Here is a 20,039-nt window from a genome sequence, read left to right on the forward strand (position 1 = left end):
GGAGGGCTGCAGAGGCCCGCGTCGGGTTCAGTCAGTGTCGAACCCTCAACGGGGAGGTCGGCGCCACCACGGTGCCGGGAGAGGCCTAAAAGGCCACAAGAAATACTCTACTCGGGAGACTTCGATCTTGAAACTCCGGTCTCTCACTCAGCCCGCGGGTAGCTTATGTCGCCAGTCGTCTTGAGCCGGCCCAGGTTTTCGGAGCCGAAGGAACCGTGGTCGGACTCGTTGTGCAGCTGGACGGCCTTGGTACCGTTCCACGCAGCGTCAACGACCTGGGCTTCGGTGAGCGGCCCGTCCGGCAGTTGGGCAGTGCATTCGACGCCGACTTCGTCCCAGCCGTCGTCGGAACGGACATCCGCCTCGTAGCGTTCGGCAAGGAAGTCTTCGATAACGGAGCTGTTGCGCTCCAGCCAGGTGTCCAATGCCTCCCCGTGCAGGCGGGGGTCCGAGTCGGTGATCAGGTCTTTGATGTTCACTGTCTTGGCCGGAGACACGAAGTAGCCGGTGCCGTCATCGGAGCGGGTCACGTTCAGTGCCTCGATGACCTCGCCGTCGGCCAATTCCGGGAAGGCGTCACTGTCGCCGGGGGAGAGGGTTACGGGCCGCTGGGCTGGGTCAAGCAGGAGGGTCGACTCGGCGTGGATGTCGGGAGCGAACTGCCCTCCGGCAGTGATGCCCTTGGGCTGCCGGTTCTGAGATGTTGTCATGCCAGCTATGTGTGCGGCCGCCGCCAAAAGGAGCTGCGGCGTCCCCGGTTGGGCTTCGGAGGAAGAATTCGCCGCCCTACCGCCGGATCCCACCGCCCGACCGGAAACCTACCATCTGGTCGAGTGGGAAAATCCCCGGAATGGCGGGGAATATAGGGCCCCCTACTACTACTACTCTACTTAAACGACCTTAAATAGAGATATATATAAGGGGCCCCTGGTTCTCTTCCCCAGAGACCCCTCTAGGCTCTTAGTAAGAGAGTACTTTCCCTCTTAGTAAGCACGTACCTCCCGAGGTGGTTTTGGTCGAGTGGGGGTCCGGTGGAGACTAGAATCCGCGCCAGCATTGGGATGCGGGGCCGTTTTCCCGCACGACCGGCGGTAGGTTCACCGTCGTTTCCGTGAATTTCCCGGTGGAGTGGCGTGAATGTGAGAGACCGGGAATTTCTCCTCATGTGATAACCTGAGGAACGACATTGGCCTCCTAGAGACGATGGTTATCACATGGCTCCCGGAAGGGGGCCTTTTCTCGTTCCGGGGGTCTTCGGGAAAACAGCATTCGGACATCTCAAGCCGGCTATCAATGACGAATCCGCAGGCACGTATCTGCGAAATGCGGTGCCCGCAGGATGCTTCTTTTCCCCGGGAACGCGAAAGGGCCGCATCAGAAGTGATGCGGCCCCCTCCGGCGTCCTAGACGCTGACGGCTCCGAGTAGCGGGTAGACGTGCCCGCGCCATTCCCGCCAGTCACTCATCCGGGGCTTTCCGGTGACGTCCCGGTTGTGGGACTGGTCATGGATCAGGTGCTTCCAGGTCGGTACCGCGGCGCCGGTGATGATGCCTTTGCCGTCGATCAGGACTTCCCCCCGGACCACCGTCTTGTCGTGGGTGAGGATGAGCCGGTCCGCCCACCTCGGTCCGAAGTGCTGGTCAATGGCGGCCAGTTACCCGGGAACGCATCCCGGATTGGACCACGTCGGGGTGGAGCAATGGAACACGTCCCAGCCCTCGTCCGCCATCTCCAGGATCGCCTCGACGGAGTGCGGGACCGGCTCCAGGTCGGTATACAGATCCGGGTGGTTCATCGCAGCCCTCAGCACGGCCGGGTCGGCTCCGGGACCGGCCAGATCATCCCATCCGGTGCGCTTGTCATCGTCCACGACCGGGAAGGACGGGTCCAGGCGCAGCAGGATCTGGTTGAGCCGGACACCCCACTGGAGCCAGTTGCCGTCCATGTCGATGAGCGCGATTGGTTTCTCTGGACTTTCTCTCATGTGTCTCATGTGTGGGGAACATGCGTAGACGCTCCCCGGGTGCCGCCTGAATCATCGGCTGCGAGAGGCGTGAAATACTGCACGCAGTCGACTGATGGGGAATGACATGGACTACTGCCAATGCGGTACTACTGCCATAGCGAGTTGTGTCAGTTGTGGGAACACTGTTTGTCACATGCACAAACTCCGCTACCCAGTTGCCATCCATGCGTCATTAAATGAGGCCGGGCATCCCCCTCGAATAGTTAGTCTGGACGGACGCGAAATGCTGGTGTCCGACCCATGGAGCGGGCCTTCGATCTGCGATGGCTGCTACCGCTCGATTGTCAGCGACAGCATCCCTCTGATCGCCAAGCACTTAGACCGGAGCTACTCCGGTTCGCGCGAACGCGCAGCGGCCGCGCTGCTTGGATGCGGACGCTGGAGTGACTGCTTTTCACACGTACCTGGAGCGCGTTTCACGGGAGAATCGATAATTGCAGCAATGCCCGGTCACCGACCAGAATGGCTCCGGTCAGAAGCGGTGGATTGCCTCGCTGCTCTCTACGCCCATCTCGCCCGACACCGTGGAATCCAGCCTCAGGACATTGCGATCTATCAGGAAATCTTCACCCGTAAGAAGTCGTGGTTCGGCGGTTATGGCGACAGCCGCGACCTCGTCGCCCACCGAGATCTGGTCACTACGATCCGGGGCTGGACCTTCGAGCCGACCGATAGCTACGAAAGCCCAGACCTTCTCATCGTCGACTCGTCGGGCGCCTATGGGTACGCAAATAGTTGGAAAACAGTGTCTGGAGGGATCGTCATTAGCCACAAAGACCGAGTCAACCAATTCCTTGCGGACATCAAAGGGACGCGTCCGGGGTCGGGCAGCAGCAACGTTACTTCTACAACAATACTGAGTGAAGTCGAGAAGCTCCTGAACAATCAGTAATACATCGTTTAAGCGACGGCGGCGTCTTGCTGGGCGGAGCTGGCATTATCGGCGGCCACCGCGTAATAGGCGGCCGTGTTCGCCAGCAGCTCCCAGCGTTCCCGGTTCTCCTCCTGGCCGTTTTCGAGCAGGTCATCCTCGTCGGCGTAGTCGGATTCCTCGATCAGCAGCTCGTACTTGTGCTCCGGGTTCAGGACGTGGCCGCGGTCAGCCCAGTGCTTCATCTCCTCATGGACGGCGAAGCGGATGAGTTCGATGTGGTGCTCACGCTTGTCCCGTGGCAGGTGGCGCAGGGCATCCTCGAGGTTCTTCACGGCATCGGCACGGGTCTGCGGTGCGCTGTCATCTCCGGTCCAGTACACCGCGTAGGAGTCCCGGATCAGGTCAGCGACCTTGCCGGCGTTGATGGCGGACCTGGCCGAGATCCGCGGTAGTGCCTGGAGTTCTTTCCGCAGTCCGGGCCCGCGGTCGGCCTCGAAGGCGTAGTCGAAGTCCGGGCCGTCGGCCAGGGCGGGGATGAGGGTCAGGGTGGGTTCGGTGTGGGGCACCGGGGCAAACTGCCCGCCGGTGGCGATGCCTGCAGGGACCCGGTTCGTGATGTTCTCCATGCCCGCTACGTGTGCGGCAAGGCACGGCGACGGCGACGGCGACGGGCGGTGATGGCCCTGGTGACGGTGGCTCGTACTAGCCTTGGCGTGGGACCAGCAAGTAAAGCGACGATGAGGAGGTCTCCGTGGCCGACGCCAGTCAGTATGACCAGGAACAGCAGGCGTACGCCACTATCCGCGAGGTGGCCTCCGGCCAGTTGAAGATGTGGTTCGACGGTGTCGCGTTCGAACCACTCTTCGGCCGGCACCGCGACATAGTTTCCGTCGAGGCGTGCCCCTATGCAGGACGTCACGGAGGCCGTGAGTCGATGTGGCTGACGGTCTGGCAGGGTTACCGTGACGGCCTCGGCGACGACGGCAGCGAGGAGGGGCTCTGGCTGCTGATCGAGAAATCTGAGCACCTGAAAATTGCCAACCCGACCTGGCGGCGCAACGCCATCCCGATCTTCCTGCCCATCAACCTTGGCGTCCCGGGTCTTGGGCTGATCCTGCCGGACCTCGGGGTAAACAAAGAATCACTGCTCGAACTCATCGGCGACATGCTCAAGCTGCTGGCGGCGGGGATACCCGTACACCGGCGGCGGTCCCGCAGGGACGAAGCTTTTACCGCGCTTAATGCAGCCTTGCAAGGTGATTTCCCGGAGATGGATGAGGAAGAGGACGGGCCCGTATGACACCTGGAGCAACTGTGCGCCGAGAGCGACCTGGAGTCTGTGGAGTTCGGGCCCTATGGCGCCCCAGGCGCGAAGCCCTTTGCCGCCAGCGGCGAGCAGGTTCAGCTGACTGTCCGGTCCGACGATGACGCGGTGAAGTGGATCGACGTGGCCGGGCACGTATAGCGCCTGGATTACCCGAAGCCTGCCTTCCCTGATGAGGACCAGGAAGAAGCGGAGATGATCGCTCATCTAGCCCAGCAGCTCGCGGAGATCCACGATGTCGCCCGGGCTATCTTCCGTGAGCTGGATGCGGGCCAGCCGGAGACGGCCTTCGATCTGCTCAATTCCGTCGCCTACCTGGCAATGAACGGCGGCGTCGAGCGTGACAATCCCCAGAGCCGCCCGTGGCACATGTGGGCTGACCAGTTCGGGAACCACTGCAAGCTGGGCTTCCTGGCCGGTGTGATGCTGGAGGAGAGTCCGTTCGGGAACCTGAACATCAGGGCCACCACCATCGACCCCGTCACCCGGACCATGACCGACCTGCAGGTCTATTGGAAGCAGGATGATGAAGGGGACATTCCGGAGCACTGGCTGTCCGTGGGCACCGCCACTGGGCCTGCGCACGACGTGGATCCGGAATATCCGGAGCTGGTCGCCGGGATCCCGCTTGCGGCCCGGGACTACATCCGCCACTCAATCGACCATCTGCGCGAGATGGTGCACTTGGTCGGAAGCGTCCTGGAAGCCAGGGGTCGGGAAGTCCTGGCGGTGACGAGGGCGCCGGTGACGATGCCGACCGGGCTGACATTCAGCAGCCCGAACCCCAGATCCAGGCTATGAGGCAGGAACGCGGCTTTCTCGGCGACGGCCGAGATGTCGACGTGGATGTTGGTGGTCAAGGCAACCCAGGCGGCGGCGCAGGCTGCGTGGTGGGCTCCCATCATGGCGGCGGGTAGTCCTTTCACATTCGGAAGAATCGGTTTCTCTTCCTCATGTGTGCGGCCACACGGCAAAGCCGGGCTGCGCTTCATCGTCGGATCCCGGGCGGTCAAGGCCCCACTGGACCTGGCCTCGCACTTCCGCTGGCACGGGGACGCGTTCGCCGACGGCCAGACCATCGACACCATCACCCCCAGGACGGGCCGGCGCAGCGAGAACAGCACCGACCAGCGGGCCGAACCCGGCTGGGACCCCCAGGAGCATCCCGGCTCGTGGCGGGCCGTGTGGGCCTACTCCACCAAGCGCGCCGTGCGGGATTCGAAGACGCTGACCCTGCAGGAGAACCGGGCTCGGGAAGTCATCGCCGGGCAGAAGGCCGCCCGCGCACCCCGGTTCGTCAAGACCAGCGGCGACGGGCACACCCTGGACGAGGCCGCCCTGGCCCGCGCCCGGCGCCTCGTCGGGCTCAAGGGCTACGTCACCAACATCCCCGCCCGCATCATGCCCGCGAGCGAGGTCATCGGCTCGTACCACGAGCTCTGGCACGTCGAGCAGTCCTTCCGGATGTCCAAGACCGACCTCGCCGCCTGGCCCATGTTCGTCCCGCACCCGCGACGCGATCGAGGCACACCTGACCATCATCTTCACCGCCGTGGCCGTCTCACGCGAGGTCCAGACCCGCACAGGACTGGCGATCCGCAACGTGATCCGACAGCTCCGGCCCCTGCGCTCGGCCACCATCGCCGCCAACGGCGCCGCCCGGACCATCCCGCCCCACATCGACCTCGACCGGCAAGCCATCATCGACGCCCTCACGACAGGCAAATCTCAGGCACTAACCAAATGACCAAACTCAGGCCGAACTGGTGGGTCCGCCAGGGCCAGGTGTTCGACCTGGTCGAGGTCGAGGGCCAGGGCACGTTCCACCGGCTCACCGAGGACGCGTTCCCGACGAGCCGTACGCGATGCGCGTCCAGGCGAACCGGAAGCTCCCCGACGAGGAGAAGCGCCACCTGGCCGGGCTCCTCGGCTACGGCTACCAGTCGACCCTGCGGGGCGAGCCCCTCGGGGAGCCCGTGTCCGACACCGACTACAGCTTCGTCGTCTCCGCCGACTCCACCAAGTCCGCCCGCGACGACATCGGCGCTGCTTTCGAGAAGTTCCACGAGATGCTCCCCGAGCTGATCCAGGAAGGGTCCCCGGTCCGCGCCACCGACCGGGCCGGTGCCGGCACCAGGGGAACCCGCCTCGTGGAGGGCTTCAACGACCCGCCGCAGACCAGCTGCCTGGGACCTGCACCCCGTACCCGGCAGGTGCCGCCACGGCCATCGCCCTCACCCTCGACGACGCCTCGGTGCTGGCCATCGCCCGCCGCCTCCACGACGAGAAGTGCGTCGCAGGCGCCGGATGCGCAGGCCGCGACCGGCACGCTCTGGACTCGTTCGAACCCACCGTCCGCAAGACCCTCGGAGCCCTCGTCGGGGCCCAGGCAGCCAAGGAGATCTGAGCCATGTCGTCTGCATCCAACACCTGCCTCCCGTCCCGCCGCGGCCTCTACGAGCTCGAGCTCGAACTGGGCTCGGCCCGCTGCGGCGCACCGCGCGCACTGCACCTCGTCCCGGCACCGGCCGCACCGGCGGTCCACGCCGCGAAAGAGGCCGTCGGGCTCGAGGCCTGCAAGGACTGCGGAGACCGGATGCGCCCCGAGGGCACCACCATCGAGCAGTACCCGGACACCGTCCCGCACTGGGGCAACGGGCAGTGCCGCCGCTGCGACTACCTCGCCGCCGGCAAGGACCCCGAGGACCGGTTCATCACCGTCGGGCGGACCGACTACCTCGCCAGCCTGCGCGCAGGCATCGAGGCCGGCCGTCGCCGCCGCGGCGTCCCCGCTGCCGGCTCCCGCGCCGGCCGCACCCCCATCGACGAGTTCATCTCCCAGCTTCCGGAGGAGGCAGCATCATGACCACCACAGCAGAGACGACCGAGCTGGCCGTCGGGCTGCCCGAGAACCTGCTCGCCTGCGTGAAGTGCGGACGCCCCATGCGCCCGCGCGGCGTCACCACGGCCGAGATGCCCGGCACCGTCGCCACCGGCCACTCCGGCATGTGCAAGTCCGACGCCCAGCCGCACGGCCCCGGCGACCGCACCAAGCAGCCCGCCCCCGCCAAGGAGACGGCCGTCATCGCGGAGGCGGCCCGCTCGCGCCGGAAGGCGGCCCAGGGCATCCGGCACGCGAACACCGTCGCCGGCTTGGACTCCTTCATGGCAGCCCGCCACAAGCGCCTCCGCGGCGGCCTCTTCGCCACCGAGGTCCGCGTCGTCGGACGGCGCGCCGCGTGAAGGGCATGCACCTCGGACGCAGCTTCGGCGGTCACACCATCGAAGACGAGTGCCCCTGCCCGCAGGAGCCGTGCGGACTCGTGGGGGCGAGGAGGCTTCTACGATGAAAGGGGGCTGTTGAGTCTGCACTCCAGCTCCACTACTTAGTGGGCTGGAAGTGGGCGAGGTCAGGCACCCACTTGGTCTGGGCAGCTGCAGATTTCTGGGACACCGAGTCAACCAGCAGCCAGTTTCCCCGACGCTTGCCGGTATAATCCGGGTGCTCTTCGTAGACGTAGGACTCTTGGAGCATGGTCCCGTCGAGGACGCCAGGACCCTGCATAACCTTTTCCTTGCTTCCATCAGCAGCTGTCACGACAGGCGACTCTTTCTGCACAGTCATGTCAGCGTTGCACATGTAGTTGTTTGGGAAGTTGGTCCGGGCCGCAAGATCATTCTGATCACCGCTGTAGAGTGCTGAGCTAGGCGCTGACACGAGGGCCTCGAGCTTGAGCGACTTGCTGCGATCGGCATCGAGCTTCCCCGGCGACCCTTGGCTGTCTAGCGTCATTGCGTACCACTGGGTGCACCGCTTGACGGTCATGCTGTCTACGATCTGCTGCCCCGTGTCCTCGGGGGAGATCGGAGGCATCGTGGCGGGTAGATTTATGTCTTTGCCGGCCCGGTTATGATTCCCCAGGAAGAGCGCCCACTCCTGGTAGGTGTCCTGGACCAGGGTTGAGAACTTGAATTGATCTTGGCGCGATTGGCCATTGAATTCAGGCACCGTCATCAGGGCCAAAGGAGCCATATCGGTTTGTTGTTCAAGCGTCATGGCCTTGTAGGTGCTGTTTTGAGAGAGGTCAGGGTTGACCTTGTGGACTAGTGCATCGAGCTTGTCCTGTTCACTGCTCGGAGTGGGGGAGGCAGTCGAGGAGCCGGGTGCCGAAGCGCCAGCAGGGCTGCAGCCGCTCATGACGGCAACCGTAACAACAGCCGCAGCGACAGTCGCCGCGTACCTGCGTCTCGTCATTCTTCCCCCAATGATCACGTTCCTGATTCTAGGGGAAAAGTACCACTGAGGGCGCCCTCATGAGAGGGCGCTCGGAAGATTCAGCCGGGTGACGAGCTCCGGCGGATCGTAGCCCCCGCAGCAGGAAGTGTCGCGGGCCTCGGAACCGTCGTACCTCAAAGTCGTCGACCGGCCGCGGGCTCACCTTGAGGGAGGACCGGACACGCCTCCACCTCGCGCCCCGGACGTCCATGCGGATCGGGTTGAGACCTGAGTTTGGTCACTTGGCGGTCTTTTTCGGGCGCACCCTGCTCTGACCTGCGGTGATGTCCTGGCTGTGGCGGTTCTGAGGCACTAATTGGTGCTCTACTGTGGTGGCTGTGGCGTGGATTCGGCGGGTGCGGACGGCTTCGGGGGCGACGGCGGCCGTGCAGATCGCGGAGTCCGTGGAGGGGCGTCGGAGGATCGTGGCCCATGTCGGGTCAGCGCATACGGAGGCTGAGCTCGGGCTCCTTCTCGAGAGGGCCCAGGTGCTGCTGGATGACCCCGGCCAGGGCGAGCTCGACCTCGGTCTGGAGCCCGCAGTGCCCAGGGCGGCGCTGATCGGCTCGCCCGCGGCGCCGGCCCTGTTCAAGGACCCGCAGGCGCCGGTCCCGGGGCGGTCGGCGGTCGCGCCGCCGCGTGTGGTCGGTACCGCCTCGCGGGGTGCTCTTCGACGCCCTCGCGGCGCTCTTCGCCGACCTCGGTCTGGGCTCTGTGGATGATGAGGTGTTCGGTGACCTGGTGATTGCCCGGATCGTGGAGCCGACCTCCATCCTGGACACCGCCCGCGTGCTGGGCGACCTCGGCGTGCGTGCGGCGAGCGAGAAGACGATGCGCCGCACCCTGTCCCGGGCGCACCAGGGCACCTACCGTGACCGGGTCGCGAAGCTGTGCTTCGAGCACGCTGCGGCCAGCGGGGACGTCTCCCTGTGCCTGTACGACGTCACGACCCTGTACTTCGAGGCCGAGAAGGAGGACGGGCTGCGCAAGGTCGGCTACTCCAAGGAACGCCGCGTGGACCCTCAGATCGTCGTGGGCCTGCTCGTGGACCGCAACGGGTTCCCGCTGGAGATCGGCTGCTACGAGGGCAACAGGGCCGAGCAGACCACCATCATCCCCATCGTGAAGCAGTTCCAGGACCGCCACGGCATCGGGGACATGGTCGTGGTCGCCGACGCCGGCATGCTCTCCGCAGCCAACCTGGCCGCCCTCGAGGAAGCCGGGCTGCGCTTCATCGTCGGATCCCGGGCGGTCAAGGCCCCACTGGACCTGGCCTCGCACTTCCGCTGGCACGGGGACGCGTTCGCCGACGGCCAGACCATCGACACCATCACCCCCAGGACGGGCCGGCGCAGCGAGAACAGCACCGACCAGCGGGCCGAACCCGGCTGGGACCCCCAGGAGCATCCCGGCTCGTGGCGGGCCGTGTGGGCCTACTCCACCAAGCGCGCCGTGCGGGATTCGAAGACGCTGACCCTGCAGGAGAACCGGGCTCGGGAAGTCATCGCCGGGCAGAAGGCCGCCCGCGCACCCCGGTTCGTCAAGACCAGCGGCGACGGGCACACCCTGGACGAGGCCGCCCTGGCCCGCGCCCGGCGCCTCGTCGGGCTCAAGGGCTACGTCACCAACATCCCCGCCCGCATCATGCCCGCGAGCGAGGTCATCGGCTCGTACCACGAGCTCTGGCACGTCGAGCAGTCCTTCCGGATGTCCAAGACCGACCTCGCCGCCTGGCCCATGTTCGTCCCGCACCCGCGACGCGCGTAAATTCCGCGCATCATGGCTGCTGCCTCGACCGGGGTGGCTGTGAAGGCTTTGGCGTAAGGCTCGGCGAATTTGAAGTCTGCGCCGCACTTAGTGGGGTCGGCAACATACAGTTCGTACCTGGGATTTGCCGATGAGCGGTGTCTTTTCCCAGCCGCGGCGGTAGCCGAGCATTGACGGTAGAAGCCGGGCTTCCACATCTTCGAGTCGATCAGCAGTACCGACTTGCCCGAGACGATGGCGTGGTCGATGTTGGCTTTGAAGCCGGGCAAAGGGATGCGCAGGTCGTGGAGGACGGCGGCCTTCTTGCCGAAACCGTTCAGCACGCACTTCTGTCTTTTGCTCACCTTTGGCGCCGATCTTCGCGACGTTCTCGTTCACCGCCCAGGTGGTGTCTTGCAGGCCGGTGGTGTCTTGCAGGCCGGTGGCGGCCCGGCCGTAGATGCCGTTGCTCATCAGGACCAGAAGAAACGGACGATGGTCCAGATGCCGAGGAGGACGACGATGGCGCCCAGGACCTTGGCTCCGGACCCGAACATCCAGTCCTCGATGTCCTTCTTGTCCTTGGCGCTCTGGTCCAGGACGCGTTCTTTCAGATTCTTTTCGCTCATACTCTGAAACATGCGTAGGCAACGCGGTCACGCCTGTCCTCTTGACCGAGGCGCGGCGCGGTGCAACGTTTGGGGATTGATAGGTGAGGGAGTCCACCGAAGATCCGGATGATTGCGGATTAGCGGGGTAGGTCCTCTACCTTTTGCCGAGAATGGAGCCGGCTTCGACCAGCACCTCGTTCTACGGTTCCTTGATGCAGCTGTAGTTGATCTCGTCGAACGGCGCCCCCAGGGCCTCTGCCACCATCTTTTCAGCCCCCTCACGGGCGATGGATCCCGGTTTCATTTCGAGATGCCGGAAGCGGCGCACCCAGCAGATCCAGCCAACGATAACGACCATGACGAGAACGGGGGCGCCGAGGAGGGTCAGGATGTGGAAGATGTCGAACCAGTAAAGGACGACGGCCAATGGGATCGGCAGGCACCAGACAAGCCAGATAGCAACCACGCACAGACGGAAGCCGGTACTCCAAGGGTCTTTCTTGTCTGCTACCGATCGTTCGGCGCTAGCCTCGTACTGCATGAGAACGAGGTGCCCGATCCACAGAAGGAAGATTGCCAAGGGCGCGGTCGTGGCCAGACAAATCAGAAGAGTGCCCGCCACCCGCTGCCGCTCGTCATGATTGTTGACTGAGGCGCTGATGAAATCTTGGACCCAATTGGGAATGAACATCTGCCCGTGCATCAGGTCGGCGACTGTTTGGGCCCAGCCATTGCGATAGAGGAGGTAAGCGCCTGCCAATGCCGCCGGAAGGGAGAACGCCATGAACGCGGTCCCGTCGAAAGACCGCCACCATCGCGCATGGAACGCCGACTTGAGTTTTGCATCGTCCTCCTTATCGGTAGCTGCGTCTCCCGTTGAGCTGTCTACGGCTTCTTTGCTCGTAGCACTGCTGGCCTGCCTTGCGCCGCTGACCTTCGCCTCGAAGTTCCCGTCGAGGGTTTTGGCGTCCCTCTTCTCATGGAAGATGATCATGCGGTAAAGGGCGTCCTGGAATTGTTCAGCGTTGTCGGGGTACCCGCCGTGCGCACCGAGGACGCTCCGGGAGTTGTCGACTTTGATGTTGTATGGGAAGGCCTTCTGGTGGTCGACCGGCCCGCCGATGAAGTCGAGCGGATCGAAGAAATTGACCCAGCCCGTCCGGTTGTCGACGTTTTTCAGCTGCTTGAGGTAATGGCTCTCCCTCATCTTGAGGAGTTTGATGGGGCAGCCGAAAGTGGCGAGGAACTTGACCTTGGATTCTTCGATCTCGGAGAGCACATCGATGGACAGCAACGAACCGAGGGAGTGGGCGGCGATGACGGTTGTTTCGGTTCTGGCCGTGAGCCAGTCCAGATCGTGTCGTATCTTTTTCCGGGCCTCGAAGGTGTTGCGGGGGTTCTGCTGGTAGACCATGACGTCGCCTACCCACAGCACGAGGAAGTTCAGAAAGCCCACGGATGCGTCACCGATTTTGCCGGGTAGCTTCCCGACGAGCAACAGGGCAGATGGGAGCAACGCGATCAGAATGCAAATAGCCATGGCAAGGACTGTGCCCAAGACGAGAGATCCAAACCAGTCGCCGGAGAACCACTCGGTACTCAGCATCACCACCCCGATGGTTGTTGCCGCGGCGAGAAAGCCTCGCCAGCCGACACCCCAGATGAGCGGAGTGACCCAGTCTGAGATCTTGGACGCGGACGGTGCGTCGAACAGGTTGGCCCACCACGCCTCTGCGATCAGGACATCGACGTAGCTGCTCTCATCCTCTTCTTTGACCTTCCACCGGGCATGAACATGACGTGGTGTGCCGGGCCTTGTGCGGCACGCCCTGCCGCATCCGGTGACATACCCGTGGCCCCCGTGGCCAGCCAGCCAGGCAGCGGCCCAAGTAAGCAAAGGGTCACCCATATAGGCTAAGGTGTCACCCTCTGGCTGGACCCCCATGCCGTGGACAAGCAGAACCCCAACACTGCGCACCATGAAGTGAGGTTAGAACTGCCGGGGTCCTTTGAATAGAGTGGCGCTACTCGAATCGGCAGAACCACCGTTCACCATTCGACTTCATCGGTGGTATTGACATTTCGCGGGCGGTTGAGGCCGTTGGTTGTCCGCAGGCCGTGCAGTAATTTCCCAGCCGGATAGGTGGGCCGCAGTTGCCGCGCACCGGCCTGGGGTTGAAGGCACATCTGGCCCGTTGTCGATCATGCCGTGTTCCCGTGTTGCTCGGGCACTGCGGAGCCTCCGAACGGGAAGTTTTGGTTCGCGTTCAACAGCACGAGCCGGTGTTGATGACGACGGAGCGGTGGCCTTCGAGGATGTCGGCCCAGCTGACTTTCCGGCGGGACGGGCTCCACCAGTCCTCCAAGATGAGCAGCTGTTCGAACTTGTTCCGGGGCGGTTCCAGGAACGGCCGGCGCGCCGATTCGGTGCGGTCCTCGAAGAGAGAGGAGATGGCGATGTACGCCTGCTCCAGCACCTCGTCGGGCTCGCCGCGTTCACGCAGTTTGATGCCGAGGGCCTTGATGCCGGTGGCGAGCTGCACGGCGATTTTGTCGGAGGTTCCGGCGAGCAGCTGGTACGCGTAGTAGATCGGGGACATGCCGTGCTTGAGGATCCGGTCGTCGCGGTCCTCGATCGAATCCAGGACGCGGGCGTCAACGGACAGGGCTGCGGTGAGCACGGCGACGATGGTCGGGAAGGACCGGACACCGATCGCTTCGGCGCCGAACGTGTACTTCAGGGCGTTGGTGAAGAAGACCGCCTTGGTTGCATTGTCACCCGGCACGGAGAACAAATCGATGGCCGGTGTGCGGGCGTCGGCGACGTCGATGGCCAGGACCTTATCGCCAAGCGAGTGCGCCCACTGGACGTACTTGGCGACGCCGTCACCCTTGGACTCGAACGCGATCAGGGTGTTGTTGGACCCGGGGTATCCGGGCTTGCCGGCGGGGTTGACCCGCTCCAGGCAGTGCCATCCGAACAGGGACCGGATGAGCAGCGAGTTGTGTGTAGGAATGAATCCGTGCGTCAAATACATCCCGTCTGAAGCCTCCACCGAGATGCAGCGCACCTTTTCGGACTCCACCTTCTCGATCGACGTGATGTAAAGCAGGCTCTGCGTCGAGCGGGTCACGCTCGCCAGGCGCTTGCGCTTCCGTGGCAACCGGAAGACAGGCAGCGACGTGGTGAAGTGCATCCGGTGACGGATCCCGGTCACCTTGCGGTTCCCTTCCTTGTCGATATAAGAGGCGTCAGACGGCGAACTCTTGCACTTGATGCCGAGTGAACGGATCAGCTCCAGAGCATCTGCAGCGAGCCGGTCGTGGCAGAGACTGAGCTCGCAGGCCCCGCTGGCATCAATGGTGCCGTCGGTATCCATGAGCCCCTGCAACACGGCGAGTCGCTGCTCGAAGGATGCGCGCAGGTAGGCGGCCGGTATGTGTTTGTTGTCGATCAGGTTCAAGGCGCGGAACTTTTCGATTGCGCTGATGATGCCGTAGAGCCCCGGCGCCTTGCGTGCCCGCACTTCGTAGCCGGCCGCGATGATCTCGTCGAGGACGGGCTGGTCAAAGCAAGTGATTGCAGGTCCGTTCGTGTTCCCGTCGCCGAGCCAGGCGCCGAGGACGTAGGGGTCCAGGATTGCGTCGATGGCTTCCCCCGCGATGGGAGCGGCGAGGTCGACAGCCCAGTTGGCGGCGTCCTCCGCTGACACCCGCACCCGGGCGGCAAGCTCAGCGGTCGTGCGGAGCTGTACGCGAGGAGCCCGGTCTTTGCCCGCCTCGACATGGTTCGCATATCGAGTAAGCACTTCGCGGAGCGGGAATGCCTCGAGAGCCTTGACGGTCTCGCGTACCGGCGTCAGGGCGGTGTGGCTGTCGCGGACCGAACTTACGCCCGCCATTTTGAGCCTCCGGTTCATCGTGGATACCTCGATCGTGGAAGGATCGCTGGTACCGCAAGCGACAAGGACGTCACGCGCGGTCATAAGTGCACCCGGCGTTACCTCGGGCGCCTCGACATTCATCCGACCGACGACGGATTTTTTGTTCGTGGACAACCCTTGGAGGGCACTCATGGCAGCCACGGCGTCGAATCGGACACGTGGCCTGGTGATCGGCGCCAGGGCTGCGGATGGTCGGATTGAAACCTGAGTGATGGTCGAGTCGATGCCTGAGTCACGCGCGAATCGGAGCAGCACTTCAGCGCCGACGCCGCTGACACGGGCCATGTCGTTGCCGGTGGCCAGAGTGCCCGGAGCAATGCTCGCCGCAATGCTGCGAAGGCGATCCGCTTCTTCGGCTGCACAGCGGTCGACTTCGGCCATCTTGCCCGTCAGGATGGCCGAGCCGTCTCGACGCCGAGTTGTGCGTGATGAGACTGCCCAGAGGTGTCCGGCGTCGGCACGGACCTTCTGACCATCGCTGAATGTCAGCTCGTACATGTCCCCGTCGAAGACGTCTGAGAAACCGGCCACGGTGGTGGCTTCTCCGGCGGGGGTGAGGACTTCATCACCGATGACGAGGTCGCGGTTGCGGGCCCACCCGGTCCGGAAGCGGTCCGACACCGGAACTGGAAACTTAGCCTCCAGGCTTTCCGCTTTTCCACTGCCGGGCTTGCCGACCACCGCAACGCCGAAGAGCATCGCGGCCGCGGACAGATGTGCGGATCCGTCGTCGTTGCTTCCCAGCAGCGGACCGATCTCCTGGAGCATCACCGGCGGTGTGGCGCGGGCCCGGGTCGCTGCGACACCGGAGACGGCGCCGGCGTGCGGGGAGACCATGCCGACGACGACATCGGGTCCAACCATGAAGGTGTCCGGGGCCAGCGGGTAGTCACCGTCGGAGGCGGGCACGAACTTTTCGAACGCGACCTTCTCGCCGTTGACGTTCCGGTGCCCGCGGATGGTCTGCTCCTTCCGCGGCGGCCGGGGCCGTCCGCGGCGGGCTGCCGGGGCCGGAAAATCGGGGACGGCCAGGCGGTTGCGCAGCCTCGTTTCCGGCGAGGAGATACGGCCGGTCAGGGCGGCAATGCCGAGCACGGCGGCGATGCCGGAGAGCGCAAGCAGCACAGGGTAGACGGCGGCCGGGATGAACTGCGCGTACGCCGCGGGAATCATCGGCAGACCGAACAGGGTGGCCGCGGCGAACAGCAGGCCGGCGGGAAGCCCAAGGAACAGCGGGTGCCGGGCCGGAGCGAACCGCACACCGGAGTCCAGGTCGAAACCGGGCAGGCCGGCGGTGACCTGGGACAGCAGGGACGTCACTTCCTCGCGGGAGGAGCCGCCTGCGGTGATGGAGGCGACGACCACGTTCGGGGACGTGGAGTGGTGTGTCGGGACCGCGGTGCCAAGCCGGTTGGCCAGCCACGGAGCGTAGAACTTCCGCTCCCTGTTGGAGGGTTTCCGCATCGTGACAGCGACCCATGTGCCTTCGGGCATCGCGTTGGCCAGCAGCCGCGGAAGTTCTGTCGGGTCGATGCCGGACTGGGTCTCCCGCAGCGGTGGGGAGGGCTTGTAGTTCAGCGTTCCGATGGCCGGGGTGTCACCCAGATCCTCGGGCATCTGTGCCTCTTCGGCGCGGGCGCCGACGGTGTGGGACAGGTGCAGCGGGGCGTTGGTGCCGAGTGCGGCGGCCGGCAGGATGAGGTAGCCGTTGAGGCCGGACTTCTCGCGGCGGGTCAGGAGGGTGGCCTGGCCGGTGTTGGTCGCGGAGGACGCGAAGGTTCCGGCCCGCTGTTTGAAGGTTGTGGGGTTTGTGTCGATACCGCCGGCTCGTGCCAGCCGGAAAATGCGTTGTTCCATACCCTGGAACATGCGTAGATAGCCTGATCTCTGCCCTGCAGACCCGAGTAGGCGGATTTGGCCGATTTGGGAGCCTGAAATTGTCTGCCAGATTCCCCGTATCCCGCCACGCCGGGTTTCCGACGACGACGAGACTTCCCCTCTATATAAATGGTGTATCGCCGAGAACATGTTTGACCGTCATGCGCAAGCGTTCTGGTGTCTTCAAGACGGACCAGATGCTCTGTTGCTTCTACTTCACCTGTGTACGGCTGCAGTGTAGATGTGACGGCCTTTGACCGAACTTTCTCCCAAAAACTTTTGAGGCCTCCAGTGTCGTCGTGTCCTCGCCGGTGTGTCGCCTGCGGCGGGCCTTTAAGACGCCTGCGGCGGGCAGTGGGTGCCTCCTGGCTTGTGTTTGTTGGGCGCCAAATGTTTGGGCCGGGGTTTGGCCTGCGGCCGGCGGGTGGGTGCATGGCACACATAGAGGGTGGGTGAAGGTTTGGCGGTGGTGGGGGCTGCGCCCCGGTGGTGTGGGTGGCGGTGTTGGTGGTTTGTCGGTCGTTGGTGGGGGCCTGCGGCGCGGGGAGTCGGGCCGTCACGTTTGTCGTGTTGCTGCACCGTGACGCAAGACGAATTGCTTCGCAATGGGTGTTCCCGTGGACGTTTTGCAACGCCGCTCCGGTTCTCCGCCGTGACAGCCACTGCGCGGAGCGCACGATGTCCAGTCCGTGCACCGCGCCGTGAACGATTCGTCCACGTGACGGGGGCGCAGCCCCAGAGAAACTTGCAGTGAACCGCAGAGGAAACCCTGACGATCACCGCCCGCCGCAGGCGCAATCATCGTCGGACCAAGACGCAGCGGAAGGACCACCGGCCCGGGGCGAAGCCCCTGAGAAACACATCGTTCACCGGCACGGGCACCGAATCGAAAAGCAGCGGGCACAGCCCCGCGGGAAACACTCCGAACACCACGCCGAAAGGTCGGATGCCGGCGAAACATCTGCGCCGCAGGTGCAAGGGACGGGGCGCAGCCCCAGACGCGGATGAATCCATGTCTGCCCCGGACCATTGCTTCGCAAAGCTCCGGACCGGACCCCGTGAAACACTTCGTGAACCAGGACGCCAAACGTTCCGGGCACCTGACCGCCCGCCGCAGGCGCCACCCAAGCCGGAACAAGAAACCGACGCAAGAACCACCCGGCCCAGGGCGGAGCCCTGAGAAAAGCATGCAGCGTAGCGGGAAGAAGAACAGGTGACGTAAGGAACCAGGAGGCGAAGCGAAACGGGGACGGGAGGCGAAGCGCAGCGCAGCCGAAGACCCCGGGGAGCGGGAAAGAACGCCGCCCAGGCCGCGCAGCGGCCAGAACCCCGGACAGAAGAACGAGCCGGGAGACGCGAAGAAGAACACAACGGGCCGCGCGCAGCGCGGACGCGGAGCGCAGCGAAGCACGAAAAACAAACAGCCATCCGCGGCGAAAAGCATGCCGCGGAGCTCACGGCCGCCAGGCCGGGGGCTCCGGCCGCCAGGCCCAGAAGAACACAAAGAAGAAACACAACGCGGAGAACAGGACGATGGGCTGGACGATGAACGAACCGGATCACGCCAAGGACGAGGGGCGAAGCCCCGAGTCCTCTTAATATGCCGGTCCAACTGCTGCCACCAGAAAATTTCCCACACCGGGTCCACGGCTATCGCCGGCCCATCACACCGCACCACCTAACGGCGGCGCGGGAAAGGGAAGCCTGGGTTGGCTATCGCCTGGGCGGCCGGGGGCGGTGCGGGTTTGGTCAGAGGACTTTCACGGGGACGAGGTCGTAGCCGTTGGTGCAACCTCCGCGCGGCGCCGTGTGCTCGATGCCGTACAGGTGATCAGAGATGGACCGGTCTGGCCTGGCGGCGACGACCCGGATCCGGGGGAGAGGGGCCGCAGCGTTGTCGGGTTGGACGAATGGCGGAGTCTGCGGAACCATCCACCGGCCGGAGCTGTCTTTGGTGACCGGCACTGGCTCGCAGCGGTCGTTGACTCCGAAGCGAGCGGACACTTTGGTGCCGCCCGGGAGTCCGGAGAGGTCAAGTTCGCCCGGGCCCAGGTTGACGAAGCCGCCGGCGGGGCAGACCTTCTGCGTGCAGCCGGTCACGGAGAGGGTCAGCATGAGCAGCGTCAACCACAGTCCCGACGACATCCGGTTCTTCATGGCGTCAGAGTAGCGCCGTCGGAAAGGAAACAGCAGGGCCCCGGCCACGGGACCTGACCGGGGCGGGCGAACATCGGCGACCCGAAAGCGTCGTGGTTGCGGGTCGGCGGTTCATGCTTCCTTCGCCGTGCCTCTCCCTGCTCGCGCTGTGACCCGATCTCTTCACCCAGTCGGAGAGCCGAGTTCATTCTCGACGTCGCCGAGCATCGCGTACCCATGGGAGCGCATGACCGCCGATTATGCTTACCTTCTCGGAAAGCCGGAGAGTGTTTCAGTCATTCTTCCTCCGGGGGAAGCGGCTCGGGCAGCCTCCACAGCAGGGGGTGGTTAGGATCGAGCAGCCGCAGCGCCTCCTCTAGCGCCGAAATTCTCCCTTTGTAAGCCTGCCGGCCCAGCATTTCCGCGGTGTTCTCCATGTGGGTGACTGCTGCTAAGTGGTGGGGGTTGATACAGAGCCGCTGCCCACATTTGTGGTGGACTGAGAGATCCCCAAGGTCCTGGGTAAAGGACCGTGCGGCCTCCCAAGAGATCCTGTGGGCCAAGCGGTTCGTGGGGCCGCGGCCGATGAAGCCGTACCCTGATCGCTTAGCGCCGACCCAGATCCAGCAGCCAGCACCATCTTCGGGATCCAGGACGCAGCGGGAGCGGAGGATGTCCAGAACAGCAGGCCCGTCGCATCGGATTATGGCTTGGCGCAGGCTGCCCAGGCGGTCGTACCATCCCGCGGCGCCTGAACGGGTGTAGTGGAGGTAGAACTCTTCCGGGGTGGTCATGGGGCACCTAGTCCTTTTTAGTAGTGGTCGGCAAGGGTGGCTATTTCAACAACGCGGCTCGTGGATCGCAGCGTCCGTATGGTTGGCTCGTCGATCCGGACCTGTAGTAGGAAGATCGCAGGAAGCCCCACGGTGAGGCGGATGATTTTGTGCACGTGAAGGGATTGCGCATCACGCCTCAGGATGCTCGTCCCGACGTCCAAATGATCCAGGCTGGGCTCGGCCGCCGCCGCAAAGCGCGTAAGTCGCTTCTCCTTGAGCTCCAGGAGATACAGCGATCCTGTTGCAGTCCGTATGCGGAAGTATCCACCTTGGCTATCTGACACGTTGTCAACCATGTGAGCAGGCTAGTTGTACTGCCCAGGGACATTGGTTGAAGTCGTGTGAGAACACGGCATAGATTTCCGGCATGACGAAGGCCTCCCGGTG

At 64.3% G+C, this 20,039-nt stretch carries 19 protein-coding genes and 2 pseudogenes; 8 read left to right on the forward strand and 13 right to left on the reverse strand.

What is annotated here, in order from left to right:
- Positions 1 to 143: 143 nt before the first annotated feature.
- From BMF89_RS21180 to BMF89_RS21190, 3 genes are all read right to left on the reverse strand, one after another.
- On the reverse strand, positions 144 to 710 hold the full coding sequence (locus BMF89_RS21180) for a hypothetical protein (protein WP_216353871.1): 567 nt from the start codon (positions 708 to 710) through the stop codon (positions 144 to 146).
- Positions 711 to 1,403: 693 nt separating this feature from the next.
- On the reverse strand, positions 1,404 to 1,655 hold the full coding sequence (locus tag BMF89_RS21185; protein WP_139359772.1) for a hypothetical protein: 252 nt from the start codon (positions 1,653 to 1,655) through the stop codon (positions 1,404 to 1,406).
- The gene (locus BMF89_RS21190) at positions 1,656 to 1,985 is read right to left on the reverse strand and encodes a hypothetical protein (RefSeq protein ID WP_078109020.1); all 330 of its coding nucleotides are present in this window, start codon (positions 1,983 to 1,985) and stop codon (positions 1,656 to 1,658) included.
- 265 nt (positions 1,986 to 2,250) lie between these two features.
- Here BMF89_RS21190 and BMF89_RS21770 point away from each other — a divergent pair, with 265 nt between their 5' ends.
- Positions 2,251 to 2,919, forward strand: coding sequence for a hypothetical protein (locus BMF89_RS21770; RefSeq protein WP_139359773.1), 669 nt, complete (start codon positions 2,251 to 2,253; stop codon positions 2,917 to 2,919).
- An 8-nt stretch (positions 2,920 to 2,927) separates the two neighbouring features.
- On the opposite strand, the gene BMF89_RS21200 is transcribed toward BMF89_RS21770, so the two are convergent.
- A complete protein-coding gene (locus tag BMF89_RS21200) occupies positions 2,928 to 3,527 on the reverse strand; it encodes a hypothetical protein (protein ID WP_078109022.1) in 600 nt (199 codons plus the stop codon).
- A 125-nt stretch (positions 3,528 to 3,652) separates the two neighbouring features.
- Here BMF89_RS21200 and BMF89_RS21205 point away from each other — a divergent pair, with 125 nt between their 5' ends.
- The 3 genes and pseudogenes from BMF89_RS21205 to BMF89_RS22550 all read left to right on the forward strand — a co-directional run.
- Positions 3,653 to 4,201, forward strand: coding sequence for a hypothetical protein (locus BMF89_RS21205; protein ID WP_078109023.1), 549 nt, complete (start codon positions 3,653 to 3,655; stop codon positions 4,199 to 4,201).
- 219 nt (positions 4,202 to 4,420) lie between these two features.
- A complete protein-coding gene (locus tag BMF89_RS22075; RefSeq protein ID WP_171983582.1) occupies positions 4,421 to 5,026 on the forward strand; it encodes a hypothetical protein in 606 nt (201 codons plus the stop codon).
- Positions 5,027 to 5,206: 180 nt separating this feature from the next.
- A pseudogene (locus tag BMF89_RS22550) lies at positions 5,207 to 5,972 on the forward strand (transposase); the annotation flags it as partial.
- Here the strand turns inward: BMF89_RS22550 and BMF89_RS22555 are convergent.
- Positions 5,938 to 6,291: a hypothetical protein gene (locus BMF89_RS22555; protein ID WP_078109026.1), complete on the reverse strand. Its 354-nt coding sequence runs from the start codon at positions 6,289 to 6,291 to the stop codon at positions 5,938 to 5,940. The pseudogene BMF89_RS22550 and the gene BMF89_RS22555 sit on opposite strands and share 35 nt — an antisense overlap.
- Positions 6,292 to 6,479: 188 nt before the next feature.
- Between BMF89_RS22555 and BMF89_RS21230 the strand changes: the two genes are divergently transcribed.
- Genes BMF89_RS21230 through BMF89_RS21240 form a run of 3 tightly spaced genes read left to right on the forward strand, consistent with a single transcriptional unit; the run spans position 6,480 to position 7,468 of the window.
- On the forward strand, positions 6,480 to 6,632 hold the full coding sequence (locus tag BMF89_RS21230) for a hypothetical protein (RefSeq protein ID WP_253190930.1): 153 nt from the start codon (positions 6,480 to 6,482) through the stop codon (positions 6,630 to 6,632).
- A 3-nt stretch (positions 6,633 to 6,635) separates the two neighbouring features.
- Positions 6,636 to 7,091, forward strand: coding sequence for a hypothetical protein (locus tag BMF89_RS21235; protein WP_139359774.1), 456 nt, complete (start codon positions 6,636 to 6,638; stop codon positions 7,089 to 7,091).
- Positions 7,088 to 7,468 (forward strand): hypothetical protein, encoded by a 381-nt coding sequence (locus BMF89_RS21240; protein WP_078109028.1) that lies wholly within the window; start codon positions 7,088 to 7,090, stop codon positions 7,466 to 7,468. The genes BMF89_RS21235 and BMF89_RS21240 overlap by 4 nt, the downstream gene beginning before the upstream one ends.
- Before the next feature lie 139 nt (positions 7,469 to 7,607).
- Here the strand turns inward: BMF89_RS21240 and BMF89_RS21245 are convergent, their stop codons facing one another.
- Positions 7,608 to 8,498 carry a hypothetical protein gene (locus tag BMF89_RS21245; protein WP_139359775.1) on the reverse strand — a complete coding sequence of 297 codons (891 nt, stop codon included), beginning with the start codon at positions 8,496 to 8,498 and terminating at the stop codon, positions 7,608 to 7,610.
- Between the two features lie 666 nt (positions 8,499 to 9,164).
- On the opposite strand from BMF89_RS21245, the gene BMF89_RS21250 reads away from it, so the two are divergent.
- Positions 9,165 to 10,268: an IS1634 family transposase gene (locus BMF89_RS21250; protein ID WP_216353875.1), complete on the forward strand. Its 1,104-nt coding sequence runs from the start codon at positions 9,165 to 9,167 to the stop codon at positions 10,266 to 10,268.
- A gap of 233 nt (positions 10,269 to 10,501) precedes the next feature.
- Here the strand turns inward: BMF89_RS21250 and BMF89_RS22820 are convergent.
- The 7 genes and pseudogenes from BMF89_RS22820 to BMF89_RS21285 form a co-directional block, all read right to left on the reverse strand.
- Positions 10,502 to 10,612: pseudogene (locus BMF89_RS22820) on the reverse strand (NERD domain-containing protein); the annotation flags it as partial.
- 108 nt (positions 10,613 to 10,720) lie between these two features.
- Positions 10,721 to 10,876 carry a hypothetical protein gene (locus BMF89_RS22085; protein ID WP_171983581.1) on the reverse strand — a complete coding sequence of 52 codons (156 nt, stop codon included), beginning with the start codon at positions 10,874 to 10,876 and terminating at the stop codon, positions 10,721 to 10,723.
- 181 nt (positions 10,877 to 11,057) lie between these two features.
- Entirely contained in the window at positions 11,058 to 12,767 is a 1,710-nt protein-coding gene (locus BMF89_RS21260; RefSeq protein ID WP_078109031.1) for a hypothetical protein, read from the reverse strand.
- Positions 12,768 to 13,125: 358 nt separating this feature from the next.
- Entirely contained in the window at positions 13,126 to 16,659 is a 3,534-nt protein-coding gene (locus tag BMF89_RS22225; protein WP_216353876.1) for a hypothetical protein, read from the reverse strand.
- 1,770 nt (positions 16,660 to 18,429) lie between these two features.
- Positions 18,430 to 18,837, reverse strand: a complete 408-nt coding sequence (locus tag BMF89_RS21275) for a hypothetical protein (protein ID WP_139359776.1) — start codon at positions 18,835 to 18,837, stop codon at positions 18,430 to 18,432.
- A gap of 275 nt (positions 18,838 to 19,112) precedes the next feature.
- Positions 19,113 to 19,610, reverse strand: coding sequence for an HNH endonuclease (locus BMF89_RS21280; RefSeq protein ID WP_078109033.1), 498 nt, complete (start codon positions 19,608 to 19,610; stop codon positions 19,113 to 19,115).
- A gap of 17 nt (positions 19,611 to 19,627) precedes the next feature.
- Positions 19,628 to 19,948, reverse strand: a complete 321-nt coding sequence (locus BMF89_RS21285; RefSeq protein ID WP_078109034.1) for a hypothetical protein — start codon at positions 19,946 to 19,948, stop codon at positions 19,628 to 19,630.
- Positions 19,949 to 20,039: the final 91 nt, after the last annotated feature.

Source organism: Arthrobacter sp. SRS-W-1-2016, assembly GCF_002009585.1.
Lineage (GTDB): Bacteria > Actinomycetota > Actinomycetes > Actinomycetales > Micrococcaceae > Arthrobacter > Arthrobacter bambusae_A.